Below are 26,329 nucleotides of genomic sequence, written 5' to 3'. Positions count from 1 at the left end.
GGGTCGGCCGAGTGGAACGAGGACTACCCATGGTCACCGCAATAAGGAATTCTACCGCGGAGCGGTAGGCCGATCGGGTCCAAATGACGGACGGGGGGTATCGCGGGGATGGCGTCTGGGGTTCGGCAACACGATGGGCCTACCGCTCCGCGGTAGCACGTGAGCGGGTGACAACCACGGGTAGCCCTCGCTAGGCTCGGTCGACCCGTGGCTACGCATGGTGAACCCTCCGGGTTCGAAACTCTGATGGCAACCGATCGCTGTATGAACTTGGCTTAGTACCTCTGAACCCGCTACCTCACAGACGAAGGTCGATCAATCCTTGGTCGCCACTGAAGGGACCGTTGAATTTTGAACTTTGAATTTTGAAGTTTTTTCCCACCCTTCTACCTCGTCACCCCACAAGCCAGAGTCAGTTGCTCTGTCATTTCCTCGAGGTCGAAGAGGCCTTCGCCGAGGGGGACGCGTTCGGTGAGGAGTTTGAGCTCGCGCTCGATCCAGGCGTGGTCGGGCTGGAAGTCGTGCTGGGTGACTTCATGAAGATGCAATCGGGCGGCCTGGCGGAGCTGGGCGGGATCGCAGCGTGGGGTGCCGAGTTCACCCATGGCGACGGCTTCTTTCATGAACTCGGATTCCTCGGCGAGTCGCTCATGCTGCGCCTGGAGGAGATCGGGCAGGGCGGCCAGGGGCGAGGCGAATGTTTCTGCGAGATCCCGCTGGCAGAAGAGAGCCACCTCTTGGGCATACTTGCCGGGTTCGAAGGCGGGATCGATCTTGCCGCTGCCCTCTGCTGCGGCCTGCATTCCCCAAGGAGTGGGGGCGACCATGCCGTCGATGGTGCCTGCTTCCAGACCCTTTCGCAGAAGCTCCATGGGCAGGACCTTGAAAGCTGGGGGATCGAGGAGTTTCCCCGCGACCTGCAACTGCCAGGTGAGGATCTGATAGCGGGTGAGGGAGCAGCGGGCCTCAATGCCGAAAACCAGTCGCTTGGAGTCTGACGAGGCCTTGCGATTGCGCGGGGGATAGACGGTCTTCATGGCCTTGGGCGTGAGCACCAGTTCCATGGGGCAGGCATGCACGATGAGCGGCACCATCCACTGGCCTTTTTGACCAGGCTTGGTGACGAGCTCGGTGATGCCCAGTTCCCAGGGGATGAGTCCGGCGGCGAGTTCACCGGTGAGGAGGTGGCGGATGATCCGCCCGTAACTGGGGCAGGGGTGCATGCGCCAGGGGCTGCCGACGGCCCGGGTGGAAGCCAGGAGGGGAATCGCCTCCAGCGAGGGGACAAAGCCAGTGGAAAGGGTGAGAGGGGCGTTCATGAACGAGACCGTCTGGAGCTGGTTTGTGCGTGGTCATGGGCGTGGACTGTGAGTACGAGTCTGACCGTGAGACACGCGGGGACGGAGGACATGAGCTGCCGATCCTTTTGCCTGAAAAAGGCCGGTTGCTATGCGAGGGGGTTGTGAGGTGAGTGAGGTGCCTTGCGGTTGAGTATCAACTCCAAGTGCGCCGGGCAGGGAAGCAGGGGGCGTGCCGCGGAAACGTGACTCCCGTATCTGGTAGCGAGAATCCATGGCGGCATGGAGAAATATTGTGCCGTGAGGAAATCCAATGAACACGTTGGGCTGGTGATTTCCCCGTACCTATGGACAAAGACCGTCCTCTGGATGCGTAAGGGTGACAGGCGGGGCATCTCAGGCAGGCAGCCTGGGGACCTGGCGCCGCTCATACCCTCCCTTTGGTCGCGATGGCTCCTCAACGACGTGATTTCCTCCGTACCACGGCGACTGCTGCTGGCAGCATGGCAACCGCTTTGGTGACTTCCGCAGCGCCGGAGAAGACGACTGCGAAATCGGGGCTGAATCCCGTACAGGTGGAAAATGCCCGGGAGGGCGCGAGAGACTGGCAGTTGACCCGGGTGCGCCTGGACAGCGCCAAGGGCTTCCGGTCGCCGATGATCGAGGGGTACTGCTCCCGACAATCGGTGAAGCCGGGCGAGACGCTGGACATCATGGTGAGCACGAGGCCCGCGTGCCCTTTCAAGATCGAGATCTTCCGCACTGGCTACTATGGCGGACGCGGGGCGCGGTTAATGGCGACCTACGGCCCAATCGCGGGCAAAGTGCAGCCGGATCCTGAGGTGGGTCCGCGTCGGCTGCGCGAGTGTCGCTGGGAGCCCTCGCTCTCCGTGGCCATACCTGAGGATTGGCTGAGCGGGGTGTATCTGGGGCGATTGACGACGCTGCCGGAAGGCAAGGACCAGCCGTGGTGGCAGAGCTACGTGATCTTCGTTGTCAAAGACGATCGCAAGGCGGACCTGCTCTTCCAATGCAGTGACAACACGTGGCAGGCCTACAATCGCTGGCCAGACAACTACTCCCTCTACACGGATCCCCGGGCAGCTCATGCTTTTGACGTGGCAGTGAGCTTTGACCGTCCATATAGCAAGTACGCCCAGATCTTTGACGCGCCTCAGTCGGTCGGTTCAGGGGAGTACCTGCTCTGGGAGTATCCTGCTGCGTACTGGCTGGAGCAGCAGGGGTACGATGTGACCTATGGCTCCAATCTGGACACGATTTCGTCGGACCATCTCTCCCGTTGCCGGGCGTTTCTGAGCGTGGGGCACGACGAATACTGGGATGTAAAACAGTATGACGCGGTGGCGAAGGCCATCGCGGGAGGAGTCAGTGCCCTCTGGTTGTGCGGGAATTCCGTGTTTGCGGTCAGCCCGTTCGAGCCTTCGGCCAAGGGCGTGGCGGGGCGAATCATCAGCCGGGCCGGATTGTTTGCGGGCCTCACCGATGCGGAGATCGAAGCCGAGCGGAAGGTGTTCCCCAAGGAGTTGGTCCGTCTGGGGCCCGACGAGAGCCTGATCATGGGAGCGCGTTCCATTGTGCCATTCAACGGCGGTGGGGACTGGACCTGCACCAAGCCGGAGCACTGGGTGTTTGCCGGAACGGGGATGAAGGCGGGGGACAGCATCCCGGGGCTCGTGGGCTGGGAGCACCACGGGGCTCCGGCCAAGTTGCCGGGCCTGGAGGTGATCGCAGAGGGCACGTCCTGGCGCGGGGGGAGACTCCGGCGCACTGGTCGGCCACGGTCTTTCCTGGGCCGAAGGGGAACATCGTCTTCAATGCCGCGACGATCTACTGGCCTCAGGCGTTGAGCAGTCCGCCTGGGCACATGCTGCCGTGGTCGCACTGGAGTCGGCCCCATGGGGTGGACGACCGGGTGCAGCGGATCACGGAGAATGTGCTGGCCCGGGCGTTGGGACGGGAGAAGTGAGGGGGGCTCGGCTGCATCCCGGAAGGCGAGCTGGGTGGTGAGCGCCTCCTCGGTGATTCTTGCCAATCCCTCCGCTGCCAAACCGACGGGGACCGTCGGACTACTCCCGCAGCGTCGCGTCGGGTGTAGTCCGGACGTGCCGTCCGGCTCAGTCCCGGTGGGAATGCAGGTTTGCGGCGTCGATTGGTTGCCAGTGACTGCTTTGTTAGGTGGGATTGTGAGTGAAAATTAACATCTGGAGTGGGGAAACCGCCTCCAGGGCCGGGGTTGACTTTGGGCAATTGTCACGCAATCGTCACCCGGACCGTTTGAGATAGACTCCCGCCCCCCCAGATGAGCAAGACTGCGGCGCCCGCCGCCCCCCCAACCTCTCGAAAGGAGATCAGCCGCAAAACGGTTTTTCGTTTCGTCGTTCTGACGGTGTTGGCCACGCTGGTGGGCCTGTATGTGAACGCCTTGCTGACTTTCGCTGGCAACACCTACTCGTTTAACAACCGGTTCACGGAAGTGGCCATGGTGGACCACTGGTTTTACCTGCTGTGGAGCAACGTGGAGGTGCTCAAGGGCTACCTCCTGGTGGCTCTCGTCTACGTTCTGGTGATCTATCCGCTGGTCTTGGTGTGGAAGCGGTTCAAGACCTTTGGCCGTTGGGGGGTGGTCTGGCGCACGCTGCTGTTCTCGGGGGTGCTCTACGGGTTCTTCATCTTCCGGCTGATGATGAACAAGCCCTACTTCGGTGACTTCAGCTACTTCGACCAGGGTTACCGGAAGTTTGGAGAGTGGTTTGGCGGCGCCATCCAAGGGGGAGCCCAGTTCTTTGTGCTCTACATCTTCCCCACGGTGGCTCTGTCCGTGTGCGTGGTTTTTTATGCGCTGGAACTGCGGAAGGCGTGGAAGAAGAACCCGCGTTTCTTCCCGTGGCCGGTGATTGGGCCGATTGCGATTCTCGTGGCCTTTGTGGTCTCCGGTCATGGCTTTGTGAAAGACCCCCCGCCGGTGGAGGAAGTGGGTCCCCCCAAGCTGAAGCCCAAGAACATTCTGATCATCGCCTCGGACTCCCTGCGCGCTGACCGCCTGAGCTGCAATGGCTACTTCCGGCCTACATCACCCAGCATCGACAAGCTGGCTGCCGAAGGGGTGAACTTCTCAAAGTGCTTCACGCCCATCGCCTCCACGCTGGAAAGTCTGACGACGATGTTCTCGTCGCAGTATCCGCATACCCATGGCATCCAGCACATGTTCCCCAACAAGCAGCAGGTGGATGAGGCGAACGCCAAGATGCCGGCGCTGGCGGCCACACTGAAGGCCCAGGGCTATGACACGGCGGTGATCGGGGACTGGTGCGCCTGCGGGTTCAATGAACTGCCCATGGGGTTCAAGGACGTCATCGTGTCCGACTTTGACAACTTCAAGGTGTACATGAGCGAGGTGGTGTACCTGCACCACCAGATCCTGCCGCTGTTCTTTGACAACCGGGTGGGGCACTGGCTCTTCCCCAAGCTGAAGTCCTTTGCGAACTTCATGACGCCAGACGTGGTGACCAATCAGGTCATCGAGCGGCTGAAGAGCCGCGAGAAGGATGACAAGCCTTTTGTCATCTTTGCCTTCTACTCCTGCACGCACCTGCCCTACCGCACTCCGCGGGAGTACGCAGAGCTCTGGACGGATCCCAAGTACGAGGGCCCGCACAAGCACATGCTGGGGCTGAACGTGGACGAGTTCATCGGTGACGTGGACATCGGCAAGAAGTGGGAGAAGCTGCCCCAGAAAGAGGTGGACCAGATCAACGGCATCTATGACGGCTGTGTGCGCATGTTTGACGACTGCGTGGGCAACATCGTCCGGGCGCTTGATGCTACCAAGCTGAAGGACAACACGGTGGTGATGATCACAGGCGACCACGGGGATGACCTTTTCGAGCCCAACGTGACGTTTGGTCACGGTCTCACATTCAACGGCGGCGACCAGAGCAACAACATCCCTCTCGTGATACGCGTACCGGGTCTGGATCCCGCTCTGACCGGTCGTACGGTGGACAAGTTGGTGCGGACGGTGGACTTCGCCCCCACGCTGCTGGATCTGGTGGGACAGCCTGCTGAAGCCCGGTTCGAGGGCAAAAGCCTGGTGCCGTACCTGAATGATGCCAAGGCGGATCTCTCCCTGGCCTGGTATGGCGAGACCAGCTACCTCTTCTTCCGCCGGAAGATCCCGGGGGAAGAGCCGCTCTACATTCCGCCGATGGATGAGACGACCATGATCGATCCGGACTTCGACTTCCACTTTGTGCTGAAGGACAAGTACCAGGAAGACGTGCTGAAGACCAAGGAGCGGGCGCTGCGCACGGAGCGCTTCAAGCTGGTGATGACCCCTGGTGAGAATGGACCGATCTACCGGTTGTTCGACCTGAAGTCTGACAAGTTCTGTGAGCGGGATGTGAAGGCCAGCTTCCCGGATGTGTTCACGACGATGAAGGGGGCATTGGGGCGCTTCACCGAAGAAAAGGCGGAGATGACGATCAAGGACATCTTTGCCGGGCAGGATGAGAATGCCATTCAGCCTACGGTGAGGTTGTGAGCTGGAATTGGGGTGCGCAGGGAGTAGCTCTCTGCGACCCCTTCGAGGTCGGGGGCTCCTCTATCGAGTGGTGCGCCCGTCGTCGCGGCAGCGTATTTGAGTAGGGTGGCTCGACACCGTTTTCGCCAGCCGACGAGACGACCTGAGGAGGTGATTATTCCGCCTGCGGATGATGGGGGGAAGCGTTGGACTTCGCTCAGGCCACTGGTTGCAGTATGTCGGTCCCGGCTAGAAAACGGTGTCGAGCCACCGTACTCCAAGACGCTTCGCGTTTGTTGGAGGTGTTGGAGAGGTTGGAGCGGTGGGGAAGTTTGTTGCCTTTAACTTGATGCGTGCAGGTCGACTGCGCCGCTCTTCACTTGCACTCGGCGATGGTGCGCCTCATCGAGTGGGGCGTAGGTCGTCGCGGCAGCGTCTTGGAGTACGGTGGCTTGACACTGTTTTCGCCAGCCGACGCGACGACCGGAGGAGGTGATTTTTCCGCCTGCGGATGATGGGGGGGAGCGTTGGGCTTCGCTCAGGCAGACGGGTATGTAGTACGTCGGTCCCGGCTAGAAAACGGTGTCGAGCCACCGTACTCCAAGACGCTTCGCGTTTATTGGAGGTGGTGGGGAGGTTGGAGTGGTGGCGGAGGTTGTTGCCTTTGTTGACCGCCGCAACTCCTTCAGAGTAGGAGGTTCCGAATGAGGTATGCCCGACGTAGGCTCGCTGAAGCTTGCCAACGTCGGGCTTGTGGCTGAATCCTCTCGAGGAAGCGCTTCAACCGAGCATCCAGGCTGGGTAGGATTCCTGGTCGCCAGCCTGAGCGTGCGGTCGGTTTGTTCTCCTCAAGGATTCTCGGCAATGAAGGCCTTCAATCGGCTGAGGGCGGCGTACCATTGGCGGGATACGGCTTCGAGGTAGGTGCTGAGATCGCGCATGGGGCCGGCATCGAACTCGTACAGGCTCTCGCGGCCGGAGCGGACGCGGTGGAGGATGCCGGCGCTTTCCAGTACACCCAGATGTTTGGTGATGGCCTGACGGGTGAGGGGATAGCCTTCGCTCAGTTGGGCAATGGAACGCGGCTGGCCATCGGCCAGCCGGTTCACGAGCGAAAGGCGGGTGGCATCACCCAATGCGGCGAAGACGGAAGCCCGGAGCTGATCTGCGGCAACGGGGCGGTCAGGGGTGGGCGGCGACATGGCGATGGATGTTCTGCACCTGCTCTTCCCAGCCGCCCTCGTTCATGCGGAAGGCTTCCAGACGGCGGTGAGCGGGCACTTTGTCGAAGCCGGACTCCGTGACCGTCAGGCGTGTGCCGCTGGCAATTTCCTCGAGCCGGAACTCGACGAGGGTGGGAACTTCGTCCGAGTAGTCCACCTCTGGGTCGACGGCATAGGGATGCCAGGTGTAGGAGAAGAGGTGTTCGGGTTCGATCTGCTGTACCACCACCTCCATGATGACGTGCTCGTAGCCGGGATAGAGGATGTGACCTCGGGCGGTTTCGCTCACGGCGAAGGGGGCTTCCAGTTTTACCCGGAACCATTCGCCGAATTCACGGTGGTCCGTGAGGGCGCGCCAGACTCGGGAACGGGAAGCGGGGATATCGATTTGTTTTTTGATTTGGTCAGGCACAGGCAACCTTTCGGTTGCGTAATGGTCTAGGGTGGATCGATGTGCAACCCTTTAGTTGCCTATGGCGCCGGATTTCTATCTCGACCGTCCGCGAGGATGGCCAGAATCGTTGCCGTTGCTGCTGCCTGAATTGCTGTTGCTCGCATTGCTGCGCACTTGGGACAGTTCCGACTCCAGGCAGCGGATGCGGGCTTCCAACTGGCAGATGGTGGAGCGCAGTCCACTGATGCAGGAGTTCAAGTTCAGGACATCGGACAAGAGTTGATTGTTGCGGCTGCAGAGGTCGCGGTTTTGACCTTCCAGATGGGCCACACAAGACTGGGTGCGTTCCAGCTCCTGCTGGAGATTCCGGTTGTCTCCGGCCAGTTGGCGGGCGTTGGCTTCCCATTCTGCCGCGGTGTTTGCCAGGTTTTGATTCGCCTGGGAAAGTTGCGTGGTCTTGGTCTCCAGGGTGGTGAGTTGCTGGGTCGCTTCTTCGTGTTCAGAATCACGCAGTGCATTGGTCTGCTGCACAACGTTGGCCAGTTGATCGCCGTAGGCCGCCCAGGAGGCGACGGCTTTGGTCTTGTCTGCCACTTCCTGACCGACACGCAGACGCCAGTTGTCGGCATCATCGCGCAAGTCTTCCTGTTTGAGGATGGAGTGGCGCAGGGCAGTGATCATGGCACCCCGTTCTTCTTCGGCAACGCTGAGGCTGGCCTGGGTGCCTTCCAGCTTCTTAAGGTGGTCACCCAAGGTTGCCTTCAGGGAGGTGACTTCATGGGTGAGTGCCGCGGTCTGGGTTTGTGAGGCCTGGAGCTTCCAGGCAGTGGTCCCCAGCAAAGTGGCGGCGACTACCCACGCCGCGATGTTGCAGAGGGTGGCGGTGGCGGGTCTCTTGCGAGAAGGGCCACGTGGGATGTCGCGGTGAACCTTGCGGCGAATCGGCGGGAGAGGCTCGTCGTCGCGACTGGAAATGCGGTACACGGCATTCTCGGGCAGAGGATTCCAGGCGGTGACTTGGCCCCGGCCGGTGCGCGCAGTGGAAGAGAGGTCCATGCCGTTCAGACGAACGGCATGGCGCATTATTCAAGGAGCTGTGCGTGAAAATGCCGGGTCACTTTCTCCCTTACGCGGGCTCAGGTGGGGCACCTTGGGACTCGTCGAGGACCTTGGCACCCGAGGCATCGCGAGGCGGCGCCAGGAGCAGCCAGCTCCGGTATGCCAGCACCACGGCTGCCACACCCAGGCCCGCCGCGAGGCCGGTCCACATGCCTTCTGCACCCCAGCCGCACCGCAACCCGAGGAAATAACCCAGGGGCACGGCCACGATCCAGTAGGCAGCAAAGGCGATCCAGGCCGGGAGACGCACATCATTCACCCCACGGAGGGCAAAGGCGGAAACCACCTGGATGCCATCTACAAGCTGGAAGAAGCCTGCCACGATGAGCAAGCGTGCGGCGATGGCCTGCACCCCGGTGTTATCGCCAAAGAGGGCGGCAATTTCCCGGCCAAAGGTGAAGAACAGGATCATGGAGCAGGTCATGAACGCGGTGGAGAAGAACCAGCCACCGGCCAGGACGCGGTGAAGGCGGGCCTGCTGCCGGGCCCCCACGATCTCTCCCACACGCACCGTGATGGCCATGGCCACCCCGAGCGGGACCATGAAGGCGAAGCCTGCACAGTTGATGGCCACCTGGTGAGCGGCCAGGGGGACTGCGCCCAGGGTGCCAATCAAGATGGTGCACGCGGCGAAGGCACCGACCTCCGTCAGCAGTTGCAGGCTGGCGGGGAAGCCAATGGCCAGGAGGCTCTTGAACGTGGCCCGCTCACACCTCGCCCACCAGAGTCGGGGCGTCCAGGCATTGACCTTGGGCGAACGGCGCAGCCACTGGTAAAGACCGATGGTAGTGAGCACACGGGCGATCAGCGTAGAGATGGCGGCCCCTTCCATGCCGAGCGCGGGCATGCCCCAGTGCCCCCAGATGAGCAGCCAGTTCAGCCAGATGTCCAGAAACACCCCGCCGAGCATGATGTAGAAGGGTGGCCAGGGGTGATTCAGCGCATCCGCATGATTCTTCCACGCCATGGTGATGAAGGCGGGGATCAACGACGCGGCGATGATGACAAGGAAGGTAGGCGTGAGCTGGATCACCTCCGCAGGCTGGTTGAGCCAGCCTAGGAAGGGGATGATGGCGATGGCGCTCAGAAGCGTGAGCACGCCGAAGACGAGCGACATCCAGGTGCCATGGCGGACGGCGCGACGCGCGTCTTCCGGCCTGTTTGCACCGTGGGCCTGGGACACGCGGACCGAGATCGACGACAGGAGACCGATGCCCAGCACAAAGGGCACGATGACAAGGGTGTTCGCCAATGTTGCGGCACCCAGTTCATTCACGCCCAGGCGACCGATCATGACGGTATCTGAGATGCCGAGGAGCATCTGGCCCACCTGCCCGGCGATCATGGGGCTGGCCAGGGAGAACGTTGCCAGAAGCTCCTTGGCAAACGATGGCCAAGGCGGGCCAGGTTGCAGGCTGGTATGAGTTGATGAAGGGGAAGCGGGTAACATATGCGACTGCCGTGAAGTTTTTTTGAGAAGGGACTGGGGAGAAATGCCGACGGCAGGCACAAAAAAACCCACCGCCCTGTGATCTGGGGCCGGTGGGAGAGAAATCGCGAGACGACGAAATGCGCCAACTAGAACTCCCATCCAGGCTCCATGATGCCGACCGGCTTCGTGGCCGGGGAGCGATCATGACGGAGGCGGGAGGAGTTCATGGAGGTTTCTAGATACTCGCAGTGAAGTAGGGTGTCAAATACAACGCGCCTATCGGGAGTGGCGCGGGCCTTCATACAGGGGAGGAACGGCGGCGACGACGGAGCGTGAGGGCGGCGAGACCGCCGAACGTCAGCAGCATCCGTGAAGGCTCCGGAGCCACGTAGATGATCCCGTCGGAGATGAACTTGTCCGTTGCCCAGAAATTACCGTCAGACAGCGTCATACTAGAGAGGTCGAGACTGGCCAGGGTAAACGGTCCGGCGTTGTCGGGACCGTCGCCATTGAGGTTCAGGATTGTCCAGTCGAGGAGGTTGAAGACATCTCCCCATCCTGCGGTGTAGCCACTGCCATAAGTGACACGGATGAGAGTGTTGTCATTCAGCCCCAGCGTGCCGTTCACCTGGAGGGTGTCGTAGAGGCCACCAGAATCGGCAGTGGAGAAATAGGAGGCATTGCCGGCGGCGAGAGGATTGCCGAGGTTGCTGGTGGTGCCGCCGAGTTGCATCTCCAGGCGGGGCGTTCCCTGGGCGAAATAGGGGTGGATGATGACGTTCTCAAATGTTAACTCACCGAACCCTGCGCCCGCATCCGCTGCCGTGCCGCCTGCGCCTGTGCTGCCGGGGCGGATGACGCTGGTCCCGCGCACAATGAGTGTGCCCTCGACCCTGCCGGTGCCGGAGATCACCTTGTTGATCATCTCATAGTTTCCGCTGGTGCGGCCGGTCAGGCTGAGTGCTGCATTGGAGTCGATTTGCACCCAGGTACTGCCGTCGATGTTGCCCGTGCCGCTCAGGGCCAGGGTTCCGCCAGCGACTGTGGTCTTGCCCGTGTAGGAGTTGGTCAGGGCCTGCGGTTGGGTCTCCAGGGTGAGTTTGCCTGTTCCTGTCTTCACCAGGTTCAGGGATCCAGTGATCTCGCCGTAGTACACGCGGTCGGTGGTCTGGTTGACCGTGAGGGTGGCGACGTTGCCGGAGCTGTTGGTCACCGTTGTCTTAAAGGCAGAGTTGGAGGTGTTGCTCCTTTGCTCGCTGCTCAGTCCGCTCACCGTCTGATTAAATCCGGCCAAGTCGAACGCTGCCATGTCCGTCGTGAGGTCCGAGGAATGAACGTTGAGGACCGTACCGGTGGGCAGGGCATCGTGGCGACCGAGACGCAAAGTTCCCCGCACAACGCTGGTGGATCCGGCATAGGTATTGGCTCCTGAAAGGATGACAACGCCGTCTGTGGTGTGAGCGGAGATCCCGAGATTGTTGCCTAGACCACTCTTGATCGTGCCGCTGACAGTGAGTTGACCGTATTCGGCGGTGCCTAACCGCGCATTGTCATTGTTGATGGTGATGTCCCCGGCCCAAGTTGCACGAGTGACATTCTCCGTGGTGCCCGCCACGGTCTGTAGATTCCCATTGTTATTGCTTCCTGTACCTGAAATGGTGAGTGCTTCACTGGCGATCGTCACTCCGTTGGACAGGCGGAGGATGGCAGCGGAAGAAACAAACGTGCCTCCTTCGGTTGTACCCAGGGCCAGATTGTGGCCAGCAACGAGCGTGCCCACGCTTACATTTGTGATGCCAGCGTAAGTGTTGGCTCCATTCAGTGTCAATGTGCCGGTACCATCCTTTTGGATGGACCCAAGGCCGCTGATGATGCTGTTCACACTGGCGAGGAAATTCTGCGTGTCGAAGATGCTCTGGGCTTCCAGAAGCACGCCCCGATTTGCGGAGAGGGCGAACGATGCCCCCCACTGAAGTATCGCTGGGCCCGAACCCGCTGCTGGAGCACCCAGAACGATGTTTGCAGCGGCGGCGGAGACTGGCACCGCACCCAAACTGCCGTCTCCCATGATGCGGACCGTTCCAGAAGCGATCGTGGTGGTGCCGGAATAAGTATTGGTTGTGCTGGCAAGAACGAGCAGACCTCCATCCCGCTTGAAGACGGACACTTTTCCGGTGCCGTTGTCCACGATGTCTGAATTCACCGTGATGACCGACTTCGTTGAGGGGTCGGCAGCCGTGGTGCGGTTGATAAAGATCAGTTCGCCATCCGTGTCAGCTGCTCCGCCTGCCGTGAGCTGGCTGTGCTCCGTAGGGCTGGAGCCAATCGTGAGGTTGCCTGCATCAAGCGAGAGCATGATACCACCTGAAGCGCCCAACCGGAGGATTTTGTTTGCGGGCGAGCCTCCAAAGCTGATGGTCGCTGAATTGGTGGCAGTCTGGTACAGAGTGTTTATTTCAGTGATCCCCAGTGTGCCGGTGTCAGCCAGGGTAATGGCCCCGCCGGTTCCTCCGGCAATGATCTTTACATTGGCTCCCGCGTTGTCAGGCAAGGGGGCGAGAGCTCCTGCTCCAGAGCCGAAGTTGGTAATGTTCGTGTAGCCAGAGTAGGCGACGATATTGCCATTCGAGACGGTGGCCCAATCTCCTCCACTCACGGTTGCCCATGCTCCGAGGATGCCGTTGACGTTTGAGGACGTGGTGCGGTACCCGTTGGTGGCGGACTGGGTTCCGGAGGGCAAGACAAAGTTGATGGCACCTCCCGTACGGTTGATTGCGCCGAGATTGAGCAGATTGTTCTGCGGGCTTCCTGAGCTGGTTTGGAGCAAGATCTCCGAGGTGCCTTTTGTGACCTGCAGCCCGTTGAAGGTCTGGCTCACGGCATGGTCTGTGTTGCCATTGACGATCAAGAGACCTCCCGCCGCCACCAGGGTGGAACTGGCACTGATGATGTCAGAAACGGGGGCGCTCGCCGCACCAAATTGCAACTGCAGAGTGCCGCCCGCGAGGGTGGTGTCCCCAGTGTAAGTGTGCGCGGTATTGAGATTTTGCGTTCCAGATCCGAGCATCGTCAGGCCCAGTCGGCCTCCGGCCGCATTGTCACGAAGCAGCCCGCTGAACGTGGTTGAGACTGACCCCGTTCGGACCAGGGTGGCATTCTGACCGGAAGCGTTCTCCACGACGGACGCGCCTGTGCCGCCCAGAGTGCTAAGAGCCCCTACCCGAACGACCGGGTTGGCGATGACCACCGTCTTGTCACTAGCTGTCGCGGCAAAGGTGAGGGTGATGGCTGTTTTTGCGTTGAGGGCACTTTCGTGAGCCAGGATGAGGGTGCCGGCGCTGATCGCCACGCCGCCTGTGATGGCATTGTTGCCGCTCAGAGTCCAGGTGCCAGTGCCGAACTTGTTCAGGACAACGGTGTTGGAGATGACCCCGGAAATTTGCCCGGTGGACGCGCCATCGAGGCTGAAGGTGTGGTCGACCCCATCCACAGACGAGGCATTGACGTTGCCCGCGACCAGCAGATTTCCGCTGGTGGCCTCGAAAGTGAGGGTGGAGCCCACCGCGCCGCGCACGTTCCCCGTCCAGGTGTTGTTTCCTTCATTCCCGATCAAGTGGGGAACCGAAAGATTCTCGCCTGTAATCGTCACTCCACCACGCAGTTCCAGGTGTGCTCCTATCAGGACGTTCGTTTCTCCGGCAGTGGAGCCCAGCGCCTGGTTGTGACGTACGCTCAAGGTGCCTGCCGCAACGCGGATCTCTCCTGTAATGGTGTTGGCGCTATCCAGGGCGAGGGTGCCGGTACCTGCCTTTGTAAACACGCCCGAGCCGGAGATGGTTCCGCTGTAGATGCTGTTGTTTCCTGCGGTGTCGAGCGTGCCGCCTCCAGCTTGAATCAGCAACCCGCGATTGGCATGCAGGTTGATCGAGGTGGCCAGTTGCAGGGTGCCGCCATTGAAGGTGAGATTGCTCGCGGAAAAGGATGCCGGGGGGGCTCCCAGTGAGCCGTCTGCGGCGATTCGCAGCACCCCGCCGTTTAGGATGGTCCCTCCTGTGTAGGTGTTGGCTGTGCCAGTCAGGATCTGCCGTCCAGATCCTTCTTTCACAAGAGTCAATGCGGCGCTCGCCGCGCCATCTGTGATCACCCCTGCGTAGGTGAAGTCATTCGAAGGCAGAACGGTATTGATGGTGAGGCGCGCCGCCGTGGTGCTGGAATTCTGTACCGTGATGGTGCCGGTGCCGCCGCTGCTGGTGAGACCACCGGCAACCGTGTTGGTTCCGTTGAGGGCGAGTACTTTGCTGTTGGTGTTGTTGCTGAAGATCACCAGGTTGGGTGCACTGGAATTGAGGGCGCCCGTGCTGCCCATGCGCAGCGTGCCGGCCACAATCTCCACCCCGCCTGTAAAGGTGTTGTTTCCTGAGAGCACGACTGTGCCGGCAGTGTTGTTCGTGTTGATTTGCAAGGTGCGGCTGCCTCCGGATTCACCTATGTTGCCGGAGAGGGTGGCAACCACGCCGACGGACCCTGTCGAAATCCCGGTATTGCCAGCCAGAGTGATGGGGCCGCTGAGGGTACGGGACTGGTCCACGCGAACTGCACCGCGGGAACTGGTGCCGATCCCTGAGAGAGTGAGGGCAACGTTCAGGGGAGATGCGCTTCCGTAGTTGATGACGAGTGTGGCGGTATTTCCCACATTGATCGAAGACAGGGTGGAGACGCTCGCCAGGTTTTGGATGTCCACAAAGAACGAGCCTTCCAGGGATAGGGTGCCGGTCCAGGCGTTCGCGGCGCGGAACTGGATGAGTCCAAGATCCGTGGCCCCCACAGATCTGCGCAGGGTGATGTTGTTCCCGGTAATGGCGGAGTTTACATCAATCCGGTAGTTCGTGGCGGTGTTTGAGGCGCTTTGACCGACCTCAATGAATCCACCATTGGCGATCTGAATGGTGCCGCCCGAGAGCTGGTATGCATAGTCTGGAATGCCCGAAAGCTGAATCGCCCGGAAAGCCAATCCTGCGGTGGTGACTGTGCCGTCCACAGAGATGGTGCGCGTGCTGCTGCTCAATGCGCCACCGGCTCCAAAGATCGCGATGGTACTGCTGCCCGTAGGATCCTGCGGCCAGACTTGGTTGTCTGTGCTGGGGCTGGAGACGGTGGGCAGCCAGTTGATCCCTGTGCCAGCCTTCCACGTGCCGCCGCCATCTTGGGCAGCGTCTGCCGAGGTATTTGCATCCCAATACAGTGACTGGCCATGCAGGAAGGGAGCAAGTGTCCACGCCAACACCATTCCCGTGATGGAAAGCAGCGACGGCAGCCTGGCGAATGCGCCGCTGCAGGGAAATCGGTGCTGAGGTCGGAGAGTGTCTGGCGAGAGCTGAGACTGGGGGGGATTTGAGGGAAGAAGCTTAAGCACGAACCGGGGGCGGTAAGGGACAAAGAGAGAGGCGCGGCCGCTGTGAGAGCAGGGGGCGCTTAGTGGGGGAGCCCGACAGTCTATATGTCTCCAGTCCGATGTGGAAATGGCTCGAAATGCTTGTTTTTAGATAGGGTGTTGGATTATGTCTGTAGGTGTATTTACGAATTGGATTCCGCGAACATCGCCCTCCTTGGACGGAGGTATGAGGGCTACGGTTTCGGAGTCTTCACATCCAGGCACACCACATCCCCGGCATTGTTTTTGCACAGAAGGCGTCCTTGGCTGAGCACGGGCAGGACGTAGCCCTTGCCGGGCAGCACCTGGGCGCGCTGGAGGACGTCCAGCTTTTCGGGCAAGGGCTTGGCCAGCACGAGCTCGCCGGTGCTGGTCAGGATGATGAGGTGATCATCACTCAAGATGGCCGTGCCTTTGTCGATCTCCTCACAGATCCACTTGGGCTTGCCGGTGGCCATGTCCACGCAGCGGAGATCTTTGACGCCGCGCTTCTGGTCGTTGAAGACGATGAGATGCTTCTGCCAGGGGACGCCTGAATTGAACAACAGGCCGAGGTCTCGCTCATTCCACGTGGGGGTGAGGGTGTTGTTCTTGAAGTCCAGTCCGGTGCTGCCCTCAGCCCCGGTGTGGGAGACGAAGATGGTGTTGCCCTCCACAAACGGGGTGGCGCAGTTGCTGAAGTCACGGGTGGTCGTGGCGTGGCGGGCCAGCTCTTTCCCGGTGATCGGCTCCAGGACCACAAGGGCCTCTCCCTTGTACAAAAGCATGACGTCCTGATCGCCCAACTTGGTGAAGACGGGCATGGAGTAGCCAGCCTCTCCTTTGCCCTCCCACCAAAGGGGTTCACCTGTTTTCGCTTTCACGCAGACAGTGGACCCGGTGTCTCCTCCAGCATCGTAGAATGCGTATCCGCAGGTCACGAGTACGCTGCTGGCATAGCCATACACGGGACGCTTCCCGCCGAAATCCTTGAGCAGGTTCTTCTGCCATACCACTTTTCCCGTCTCGGCATTGAGGCACAAGGCATCTCCCTCACGGCTCAGGGTGTAAACCATGCCGCCCACCACGGTGGGGGTGGCAGCGGGACCGAAGGGGACGATGGGCATGAGGTGCGCCGCGGTTTTGCATGGGTATTGGTGCTTCCAGACCTCCTTGCCCGTCTCCAGATCGAGACACCAGACGGTGTCCGTATCGGCACCGTCATTGCCCGCGGTGTAGGCGCGGTTTCCCACGACGGCAAACGAGGCCAGACCGCGGCCGACGTTGAGCTTCCACAATGTGGCTGGCCCATCGGCAGGCCAGTCCTTGTTCCAACCAGTTTCTGGAGAGGTGTTGTTGTGGTTGGGACCATGAAACTGCGGCCAGTCTGACTCAGCAGCCCATGCAGGGAAGGCGGCCAGAAGAGAGAAAGCGAGGCCCGAGACGAGAGTGGGGAGCAGGCGCATGGCGATGGGGGTGAATGAAGCGGGGCCGCCGGGCAAACAATGCCGGGGCCCCGGGTGGGATAGCGGTGGGGGAATGATAGGGGATTACTTGGCCACCTTCAACAGCAGGGAGGCATTGTGGCTGACCGCATCATAGGCAGCGCCACCGGAGTATCCTTTGGTTTCTTCCCGCTGGTGTTTGCAATAGAGGAGGTAGTTGCCGGGCTTGGAGGCGTCGATCTTGAGTTTGCCTTCTTTGTCAGCGGTGAGCTCGGACTCCACGCCGCCAGGGGGCACCACATTGACCTTGGCTTCGGAGACGGGCTGGCCGCGGAAGAACACCTGCACCTCGCCCGCATTGGCGGTGGGGACGATGTCAAAGGTCAGTGCCGGAGTGGCGGCACCGGCCTTGGCGTGATGCCAGCGGGCGTAGAAGATGGGCTTGCGGGCGGGGGTGTCGCCACGCTTCATGACGGCAAAGGCGGCCTCGGCCTGGGCACCGTTCTCGGGCTTGGCATCCACCAGCAGGTAGTGGTCGGACTTCTTCTGCACCTCAAACGCCTTGGGCTTGCCGTCTTCACCGGCGGTCCAGGCTTCCGGAGTCTTCAGGGAGTCGAGGTGACCGGGGGACTTTTCGTATTCTTCGCCATACTCGGCAAAACGGACGACGAGTTTGCCATCGGTTGTGTCCTCGATCCATACTTCATGGGCGGGGAGGGATGCGGTGAGGGCGGCCAGGGCGAAGGTGAGGCTGTAGGGGAGGAGGAAGCGCATGGGGTGGGACAATTATGAATTATGAATTATGAATTATGAATTATGAATGCGGAATGCGGAATGCGGAATGCGGAATGCGGAATGCGGAATGCGGAATGCGGAATGCGGAATGCGGAATGCGGAATGCGGAATGTTGGGGGTGCTTTACCTCTAACCGGGGTTTAGTCTGCTTTGCCGACGGTTTTGGTGGGTTCGGGGATGGTGACGATTTCGACGGTGTTGAGAGGTTTGTCACCGGTGGTGCCGCCGAGGGCGATGACGCTGTGGTTCCAGGGTTCGAGCTGGTGGAAGAAGCGGGAGCCGGAGAGTTTGGCGACTTCGGACCAGGTGTTGTCGGTGCCCAGGGCAAAGATCTTGCCGCCGCGGGGGCTGGCGATGACCCGGCCATCCAGTGAACAGGCGGCGACGGCGAAGGATTTCACTTTGCCCTCAGCAGGCAGGTCCTGGATCTTGCTCCAGGACTTGGAGGCCACGTCGTAAACGTCCACCGCGTTGCTGAGCTCGTTCTTGGCATCCATCCCGCCGATGGCGTAGAGCTTCCCGCCATTGGGCACGAGCGCGAGGGCGCGACGCTCGAAGGGCTGGGGAAGACTCTGCCATCCACTGGAGGGATTGGCCAGATCCAGCACCAGCGCGGTGTTGTGGAACGCTCGGACCTCATGGCGGTCATCGGCTTCCTTGTCGGGGGCATCCTTGGAAGTGTCGAGCGGCCATCCGCCTACGACGTAGAGTTTGCCATCCAAGACGGCGATGTCGTGGCTGGAGCGGGCCGCGGGCAGTTTAGGAAGATCGGTCCAGGTCTTGGCAGCAGGATCGTAGACCAGGGCGTGATCCAATGACTTGAGGACGGCCGGTTTGCCCTTCTCATTCTGTGGCTGCATGCCGCCCACAAGGTAGATCTTACCATTGGCTTCGGTGAGGCCAGGGCTTTGGACCGGCGGGCCGCCGGGGAGCTCCACCCAGGTGGTCGGCTGCTGGAGATCCAGCGCACGGAGTTTGCCGCTGGTGGTCTCCAGCGACCAGGAGTGTGCGCCTGCGAGGTGCCCGCCATACGTGTAAAGTCGGCCTTGGGAGATCACCCCGCCAAAGCTGGTGACCGCATCTGGCAGGGGCGGGAGTTCTGCGGCAGGGGCGAGCGTAGCCGTGGCTGCGGCCAGCGCGCATAGGCGAAGGAGGAAGGACATGGAAAAAAATTGAAACGGATGGGGATGAAAAGGCAACCACGATGAAGTGGTTGCCCGTTTTTTGTGGATCGTATCTGGGAGGATACGTGCGGGTTGAGGGGGGGGGTAGCGGGGGTTTTTTTGACTGAGATTGCCGGGGACTAGTTCATCACTGATTTCGGGGCAGCGCGTCGGCGACGAAAGACCATGGTGATGAGCCCTCCCAAGAGAAGGACGGCCCGACCGGGTTCGGGGACGGCACCGGCGTAGTTCAGCACGAGGTTGTTCCCGCTCTGAGCAAGGCTGAAGGAGCCTCCGGTGTAGCTGTTGAGAAAGGCCGTCGTATCCAGATTGAAGTCGGTGGCTTCAAATCCGCTGATGCCGGTGGTGGTGGTGACGATGGTCCAGGAGTAGTCCGACATGAAGTCGAACCCATCCAACAGCCCAGACTGGCTGTCAGCGGTGAGCGAGGTGATGTCGATATCGAACGCACCGGCGGTGAGGGACGTGAGGTCCAGCGAGCCGTTGATGGCCAGAACGTCCCAACCCGGATCCTGTCCCATGTTGGAACCGCTGAGGCCTGTGGCATTGATCTCCCAGAGGAAGGTGCCGCCTGTGGTCCAGGTCTGGCTGCCCGTGGTGAGGGTGCCGGGACTGTTGCCAGGAGCCAGCACGGCGATCTTGCCTGCGCCAGAACCGATGGTGAAGGAGTTCTCCATGTTGCCGGAGCCGGTAAGTTTGCTCCCGGAGGCGAAGACCAGGTTGCCTGCGCCCCACATGAAGCCGTCGATCTGCAGCGTGCCACCCACTTCGATGGAGCCAACGATGTTCAAGTTGGCCCCTTTGCGCACGATCAGGTCTTCGCCGCCGGTGTGGCTGCCATTGAGATAGAGCGTACCTGCGTTGACGATGGTGTCTCCCGTGTAGTTGTTGTTGGCCGTGAGCGTGAGGCTGTTGCTGCCCGCCTTGACCAAGGACACCTCGCCAGTGCCGTTGTTGCTGATGGTGGCCGAGATTTCGGTGACGCCGTTGGCGACGACGATGAGTTCACCGTCAGTGTTGTTTCCTGTACCTGCGGTGAGGGTGCCCTGGCTGATGACCAGCTTGCGGGAGGTGTTGCCGCCACTGGTGAGGATGCCGCCGCTTTCCACACGGAGGGTCTGGTTCCCCAGATTGAGCGTGTTGGGCGTCGAGCCGGAGGTCGGGGCAACCATGTTCAGGGAGTTCACCTGCCGGGAGGCGGTGAGGGTGACGGTGGTGGCAGTGGTGTTGCTGAACTTCACGTTGTCCGCCGCTGTCCAGGTGGATTCACCGGTGGTGGTGTAGGAGGTGAGGGCGGTGACGCCATACGTGCCGTAGGTGGCCCACTCATTGCCCGCGGTGGCCCAGCCACCGAGGATGCCGTTGTCCAGGGTGGGGGCGCTGGCGAACTTGATCTGGTTACGGGAATCTACGCCGACACTGGTGCCGTTGAAGTTGACCGTGGCACCGCCGTCGCGGGTCAGTTGGTTGAGCATGAGCACCGCGGTGCTGCCGTCTGCGGCGCGACTCGTGGTGACCACGTTGGCTCCTCGTTCCAAGTCGAGCGTTCCGATGGTCTCGCTGAAGGCCTGGATCGTGCCGGTGGTGGCGTTGTTGAAGTTCAGGATGCTGCCGTTGAGCTGGACGGTGGCCGAGTCTTCTACGCGGTTTGAGTTGGCTGCGACCTCCGTGTTGGTGAGCTGGAAGGTGGCGCCTGCCGCGACTTCGACATCGCCTTTGACCGAGCCAGCCGAGCCAGCCAGGGCCAGCGTGCCTTCCTTGACGGTGGTGCCGCCGGTGTGGGTGTTGGCAGCGGTAGATTCCAGGGTACCCAGGCCGGTCTTTTCAAAACCGCCGCTTCCGCTGACAGCACCCGTGAGGCGGGCGTCGACGACGGCGCTGCCGTTGTTGACCTGGACGGTGCGTGTCGTTGAGCCGAGGGCGATCGGGTTCTCGAATTCCACGGTGTTGTCAGAGACGGTGGAGGACAAAACCAGTTTCAAGTTGTCTCCCAGGAATCCATTGGCCCCCCAGGTCACGTTGGCACCTGCGCCGCCGAGGTTGACCTTGCGCACGGCACCGTAGGCCGAGAAGCCGGTGTTGCCGGTGAGTTGAACTTGGCCAGCACCGGTTCCGAGTGAGCGGGTGAAGTTCCCGGCGGCGAGTTCCAACACGCCACCTGAGAGAAGCAGGCGGCTGGAGCTGGAGAGGGCGGTGGTGCTGCTGAGGCGCAGCACGCCTTCCTGCACGATGGTATCGCCCACGTAAGTGCTCACCCCACCCAGGACCTGGGTGCCAGAGCCCTTCTTCACAAAGGCCAACTGATTCTCGTTGGAGCCAGCGCCACCCAGGCTGCCCAGGTAGGTGAACAAGGAACTGCCCATGACGTTGGCCGTCAGCGTGGAGATGGCGGCATTGCCACCCGTGATGCTGGAACTGGAGACGGCGTCATTGGAGGTGGTGCTGGTCGCAGTCTGGAAGACGACTGTCGCCTCGGCGCTGATGCCGCCCACCGTTTGATCCACTTTCCCACTGGCGTCACCCAAGACAAGATGGCCGCTCTCTACAGTCACAATGGTGGCATCCGTCATCACCCGGCGGCTGACGAGATCCACACTGATGTTGGAACTCAGGCGATTGTCGCCGCCGATCAGGTGCACGATGCCTTTCTTGACCTCAAACTCCAGGGTGCCCGTTCCCGCGTAGGTATTGACACCGGACAGGTAAACTTCGCCACCGTTGACGATGACGCGGTTTTGGCTGTTTTGGAGCAGGGTGTTATTTCCTGAGAGTCGCAGTGTGCCGTCGCCGCTCTTGTAGAATCCAGGTGCGGTAAGGTTGCCGGTCACATTCAGCTCCAATCCAGCGTCCACTGAAATGATGTTGAGCTGTGAGGAGAACACCATGGGTGCGGAGATACTGTGAGTGGCCGGGGCGCTGCCCGTGACAGTGATGCCGGCTTCGCCCACCGTGAGCACGGCACCGCCCTGACTGGTGAGGGAGAAGGCGCCGGGGCTGTTGATGGTGACGCCTTGGACGGTTTGATTGGCGTCCAGGATGGCACTGGTGCCAGCAGAGAACTGGACTGCCTTGCCGGTCAGGGGCTTGGTATTGTTGTTCCAGTTGGCCGTGTCTGACCACACCATGCTGCTTCCTCCGGCATCCCAGGTGGAGGCGGTGGCGAAGACGCTGGTGGTGTATTTGTCGGTCGATTGATCCAGCTGCAGAGCATACAGCTGGGCATGCTGCACCCCGGTGAAGGAGAGTTGCAGGGAGGTGATCGTGTCCGTGATGCCGCTCACGTCGAATTGAAGGCCCCAGGTGTTGCGGTACAGGTCTTCGTAGCCGGTAGGCATCAAGATATCCCCCGTGTAGATCTGGAGCAGGAGCTGGGATTGGGCGGGATCCAGCGTGTAGAGGGTACTGCCACCGGCGAGGGTGGTGTACTGGAGGATGGGCAGTTTGTGATTGTAGAAGTCGTATCCCGTGGCCTCGCCGATATCCACCTGGAAGGCTACCGTCTTCACGCCGGTGAGAGGCGTGGTGTCCACCACGCCGAGTGTGCCACCGTTGACGTTGGCATTACCGGAGAAGCCACCAAAGTAGATGGAACCAGTCGCGGGATAGGGCCCTCCATCAGTGCCATTGCTGATCTTGTACAGGAGAGCATCCCCAGAGCCGACAGTATTGGAACCGATGGCACCCACGGCTGCCGCGCCGCCTGCACCATCGGGATCGTAGGATGTCCAGGCTCCTGTGGTAGGCCAGGCCCCGCTGCCGGGGAAGGTCATGCCACTGTAGGGAGGGTTGAACAGGTTGGCCCAGCCGTCATAGGAGATGGTGCCGGTGAGGTTCAGGGCATAAGGGGCCGCCTGGGTCACGGTGTGGGCAAGGAGGGTGATGGACGCCGCAAGGGAGGCCACGTGACGTCTGCGCAACAGCCGCGTCATGGCGGATGTTTTGGGTCGTTTCATAGAACTTAGAGAACCGATCAAGGATGGGAGTCTGGCCCGGCACTGGGCAGATGCCGGGTGGAGGGGGATGTCTGGATGGAAGATGGTGGACGCGGAACGCCGTTCACGCGCAGGGGAGACCGTCCAGTGAGGACTGGCTCCCACTGGCGGAGCGCCGTGGCTGGGGCCGCCGCCGGCGGAACAACAGCACGGCGGTGGCGGCGGTGAGGAGAAGGAATCGTCCGGGTTCAGGCACGGCACTGTAGTGGAGCACCAGGCTCGTGCTGCCATCTCCATTGAGCAGCTGGCTCAGGGAGAATCCTCCGGAGTAGGCGTTGGCGAAGGAGCCGAGATCGATGGTGAACTTGTCGGCGGAGAATCCGGTGATGCCGCTGGACGCTGTCAGCAGGACCCAGTCATACAGTCCGTTCACCCCGTCGAAGTCCTGCACCAGCCCGCTGTTTCCGGTGGAGGCAAGAGATTGCACGCTGATGAAAAAACGGTCCGAACTGGTGGCGGTAATGGTGAGGCTGCCCTGAACCGCCGTGTGGTCCCAGCCGGTGCCGATGCCGGCATCCACATCCTGGAGTTCCCATAAATAACCGCCGCCGCCGCCGAAGGTGATGCCCTGGGTGAAGGTGAGGGTGCCGGTGCTGTTCCCAGGGGCGAGGCGGTCCCCCTGGTCAAAGATGACGGCACGTTGGACGATGCCCTTGCCACTGAGGGTGCCTGCTTCCATATTCAGGGTCCCCGTGCCGCCCAACGTGCCATCAATCTGGAGCTTCGCCCCGGCTTTCACGGTATAGTTACCGTTGCCGGTGTGGGAGGTGCCCGCCGCGATGACGAGGCGTCCCTTCTCCACCACAGTGGCGTTGCTGTAAGTCTTGTTTGCACCGCCGTACACCACGGTGCCCAGGCCATCTAGCGTCACTGTCTTGGTGGTGGATCCGCCGGTGATGGCCCCGGTCAGATTCAGCACATCAGTGGCGCTTTGGGCCGTGAAAAAGACGCTTCCTGCGGCGGATGTAGGGCTGTCTGGATCCGCTGCGGTGGAGGTGAGGCTGATGCCACCGGAGATGACCGCGCCGGTACCGGTGGAATTGATTGCGCCCAGGCGCTTGCCGAAATCGCCAGCGGCCAAGGAGACGCCACGGGATAGCGTGCGGTTGCCATCCAGGATCAACTCGGCCAGGAGGGTGGAGCCTTCTGAGACATACTGAAAGAGGGAGGCATCCGCACCGAGGGCGATCGCCAGATTGTTGCTGCCCAGAGCCCCGGTCAGACCGGCATCAGCAGCCAGGATCATGCGTCCGTTGAGCACAGTGGTGGCTCCGGAGTAGGTGTTGTTTCCTGAGATTCGCAGCGTTCCTTCTTGCAGCGCGAGGAAGCCGGTGAAGGTGTTTCCGGTCGCCAGATGGAGGGTGCCCTGCCCGGTCTTGACCAGTCCGTAGGATCCGGCGATGGCCCCGTTCATGACGACGGTGCCCGCGTTGATCTCGAAGAAATTCAGCGCCCCCAGCTGCAGCCCGGTGTTGATCGTGTAGGTGCCGGTGGCAGTGGAGCGGGTCGTGATGCCAGTGTTGCTGGTGAGGCGGTAGTTCTGGCCCGCGGCGGAGTTGATGGTGACGTCCGCCGGGTTTTCAAAGATGAGCTCGCCGACGGTATGGTTGCCATCGTTGAGTGTGACAGTGGCGGTGCCGGTGTTTTGAAAACGAAGGTTTCCGTTGGCTTCCGGGAGGGTGAGGCCGCTGCCTTCTTTCAGTGACCAGTTGGCACTCTGCGTCCAGTTGCCAGTGGTGCCAGTCCAGATGGCGGCATGGGGGATGCCAGCATCATAGTCCTCCGTGACAATGAGGTCGGCCTTCTGGAAGGACATGCTGGAACTCTCGGAGTCCCACAGAATTTTGTAAGAGGTGACAGGGGCACCCAGAAGCGTCGTGAGATTGCTAAGGTCCCACTGTATCGCCACGCGGTTGCCATACCCGGAGCCCGCGCTCCAGTGGGTGCTGCCGCTCTCACCACTGCTGAATTCCCGCAGGTATTCGGCCTCGGTCGCGTAGATCACATGGTCCTGACTCCCGTCGTTCCACACCAGGCGGAGAGAGGAGAAATCGACGTTCGTGCCATCGGTTTGAAACTGGAAGATGACGCCGCCGATCTGGGTGAAGTTGGCCGAAGGGGAGCCACTGTCCGCCAGATTGTCACTGAGCACGTAGCTGGTCTTGCTCTGAAAGCTGTAGATGTTCCCGGTGACGTCGGGGCCAATGATGAAGGTGCTGGTGGTGCCGGTCTGCTTGATGGTCGGATTTCGCAGGTCCCAGTAGGCAAGCGCGCTGGCAGGATTGTACACAGGTGACCCTGGGAATGAGCTGGGCCGGTGTACGGGCTGCCAGCCGCCTCCCGGGGCCTCCTCTCCGCCCCAGGGGGCAAAGAGGTCTGGGTAGTTGCCTTCCGTATGGGGGGCGTAGAAGACGTCCCACGCACTGTACTCATAGTAGAGATTCTCGTAGTCTAGGGTAGGCGTATAGAACCCGTTGGCTGTCGGCGTGGTGGGGTTGTACAAGACGCCTGCGAACGAGCCGCTCACGCCAGCCAGCATGGCGCTGGCAGTCAGGGCGAGTCGGAGGGTGGTGGAGTACGGAAACTTCATCAACGACGCCCCCCTCTGCCACCACCGGTATTGCCACCGCCCACGCCTGTGCTGGCCACGGGGGCCACGGTGTAGTTGGCATTGTCCGCCTCCGCGGCACGAACGCTCCAGTAGCGCATGTCGCGCAGCTCATCGATGGTCATGAGTCGCACACTGCCATCCATGAAAGCGGTGACGGCCTTCCCGCCGTAGCGGGCATCGACATGGAGACTGCCGTCCCAAAGCTTGGACCGGAAGTACGGCGGCTCGACGCCGTAGCGGCCTTCAATGCGTTTGTCCCCAATCTCTGTGAAGGCGGAGGCGAAGACCAGCAGGGAGCCTGGCTTGCTGACCTGCATGAGGTTCGTGGCGCAATCCGTGGCACCGGCGATTTCGTTGTCCGCCTTGTAACCACCGACATAGTAGTAGTTGATGCCAAGGGCGGGGCAGAGGCTGGTGCCGTAGTGGAACTGGCTGCCTGGGAAGGCTTCGGCAATTTGATCTTTGTTGCGGTTCACCAGCAGGGTGCCCTCAATCTTGTCCTGCATGTAGGGGGCGAGGCGGAAGGGGTAGCGGTGCAATTCTGCGCTGCCCAGCGTGGTGCCGTCTGGCAGGGTGTAGTCCCGGGCATCAAGATCAGGGCTGGAGCCCTCGTAGTGCGCCACCATCAGCTCTCCGTTGTTGTCGCTGGGATAGAGGAGATAAGCGCTGATCAGGCTTTTGGCGGCGGCGATTTCTGCTGCCTTGCGGGCGTGGGTGGTGGCAGCATTGAAGGCTCCGAATGCCAGGGCGGAGAGGGCGGCAATGATGGCGGTGACCACCAGCAGCTCCATGAGGGTGAAACCGTGGTGGAGGCGGGTGGGGGCGGGGAAGGGTTTCATAGTCGGACTGGTAAGTTTTCGATCAGAAGGGTGATCGTTGTTTGCGG

At 61.2% G+C, this 26,329-nt stretch carries 14 protein-coding genes; 2 read left to right on the top strand and 12 right to left on the bottom strand.

The window, feature by feature from the left end:
- Nucleotides 1–386: 386 nt before the first annotated feature.
- On the bottom strand, nucleotides 387–1,319 hold the full coding sequence (locus BV106_RS27025; protein ID WP_038169976.1) for an ABC transporter substrate-binding protein: 933 nt from the start codon (nucleotides 1,317–1,319) through the stop codon (nucleotides 387–389).
- 428 nt (nucleotides 1,320–1,747) lie between these two features.
- On the opposite strand from BV106_RS27025, the gene BV106_RS27020 reads away from it, so the two are divergent.
- Nucleotides 1,748–3,166, top strand: a complete 1,419-nt coding sequence (locus BV106_RS27020) for a N,N-dimethylformamidase beta subunit family domain-containing protein (protein WP_265596107.1) — start codon at nucleotides 1,748–1,750, stop codon at nucleotides 3,164–3,166.
- Between the two features lie 452 nt (nucleotides 3,167–3,618).
- Complete coding sequence (locus BV106_RS27015; protein WP_038169974.1) at nucleotides 3,619–5,859, top strand: sulfatase; 2,241 nt, start codon at nucleotides 3,619–3,621, stop codon at nucleotides 5,857–5,859.
- A gap of 827 nt (nucleotides 5,860–6,686) precedes the next feature.
- Here BV106_RS27015 and BV106_RS27010 read toward each other — a convergent pair.
- The 11 genes from BV106_RS27010 to BV106_RS26960 all read right to left on the bottom strand — a co-directional run bounded on the left by BV106_RS27010 (nucleotide 6,687) and on the right by BV106_RS26960 (nucleotide 26,282).
- On the bottom strand, nucleotides 6,687–7,040 hold the full coding sequence (locus BV106_RS27010; RefSeq protein ID WP_038169972.1) for a metalloregulator ArsR/SmtB family transcription factor: 354 nt from the start codon (nucleotides 7,038–7,040) through the stop codon (nucleotides 6,687–6,689).
- Nucleotides 7,021–7,473: an SRPBCC family protein gene (locus BV106_RS27005; RefSeq protein ID WP_038169969.1), complete on the bottom strand. Its 453-nt coding sequence runs from the start codon at nucleotides 7,471–7,473 to the stop codon at nucleotides 7,021–7,023. The genes BV106_RS27010 and BV106_RS27005 overlap by 20 nt, the downstream gene beginning before the upstream one ends.
- 75 nt (nucleotides 7,474–7,548) lie before the next feature.
- A complete protein-coding gene (locus tag BV106_RS27000) occupies nucleotides 7,549–8,538 on the bottom strand; it encodes a hypothetical protein (protein WP_038169968.1) in 990 nt (329 codons plus the stop codon).
- A gap of 43 nt (nucleotides 8,539–8,581) precedes the next feature.
- On the bottom strand, nucleotides 8,582–10,024 hold the full coding sequence (locus BV106_RS26995; protein WP_265596106.1) for an MATE family efflux transporter: 1,443 nt from the start codon (nucleotides 10,022–10,024) through the stop codon (nucleotides 8,582–8,584).
- A gap of 280 nt (nucleotides 10,025–10,304) precedes the next feature.
- A complete protein-coding gene (locus BV106_RS26990) occupies nucleotides 10,305–15,293 on the bottom strand; it encodes an autotransporter-associated beta strand repeat-containing protein (RefSeq protein ID WP_038169967.1) in 4,989 nt (1,662 codons plus the stop codon).
- A 338-nt stretch (nucleotides 15,294–15,631) separates the two neighbouring features.
- A complete protein-coding gene (locus tag BV106_RS26985; protein ID WP_038169966.1) occupies nucleotides 15,632–16,882 on the bottom strand; it encodes a PQQ-binding-like beta-propeller repeat protein in 1,251 nt (416 codons plus the stop codon).
- A gap of 84 nt (nucleotides 16,883–16,966) precedes the next feature.
- On the bottom strand, nucleotides 16,967–17,635 hold the full coding sequence (locus BV106_RS26980; protein WP_038169964.1) for a hypothetical protein: 669 nt from the start codon (nucleotides 17,633–17,635) through the stop codon (nucleotides 16,967–16,969).
- A gap of 161 nt (nucleotides 17,636–17,796) precedes the next feature.
- The gene (locus tag BV106_RS26975; protein ID WP_038169963.1) at nucleotides 17,797–18,819 is read right to left on the bottom strand and encodes a kelch repeat-containing protein; all 1,023 of its coding nucleotides are present in this window, start codon (nucleotides 18,817–18,819) and stop codon (nucleotides 17,797–17,799) included.
- 140 nt (nucleotides 18,820–18,959) lie between these two features.
- Nucleotides 18,960–22,793, bottom strand: coding sequence for an autotransporter-associated beta strand repeat-containing protein (locus BV106_RS36315; protein ID WP_051946385.1), 3,834 nt, complete (start codon nucleotides 22,791–22,793; stop codon nucleotides 18,960–18,962).
- Between the two features lie 103 nt (nucleotides 22,794–22,896).
- Complete coding sequence (locus BV106_RS26965; protein ID WP_038169962.1) at nucleotides 22,897–25,422, bottom strand: autotransporter-associated beta strand repeat-containing protein; 2,526 nt, start codon at nucleotides 25,420–25,422, stop codon at nucleotides 22,897–22,899.
- Complete coding sequence (locus BV106_RS26960) at nucleotides 25,422–26,282, bottom strand: prepilin-type N-terminal cleavage/methylation domain-containing protein (RefSeq protein ID WP_038169961.1); 861 nt, start codon at nucleotides 26,280–26,282, stop codon at nucleotides 25,422–25,424. The genes BV106_RS26965 and BV106_RS26960 overlap by 1 nt, the downstream gene beginning before the upstream one ends.
- Nucleotides 26,283–26,329 lie beyond the last annotated feature (47 nt).

Origin of the sequence: Verrucomicrobium sp. BvORR106 (assembly GCF_000739655.1) — a bacterium.
GTDB lineage: Bacteria > Verrucomicrobiota > Verrucomicrobiia > Verrucomicrobiales > Verrucomicrobiaceae > Verrucomicrobium.
This window is presented reverse-complemented; position numbering and strand designations above follow the sequence as displayed.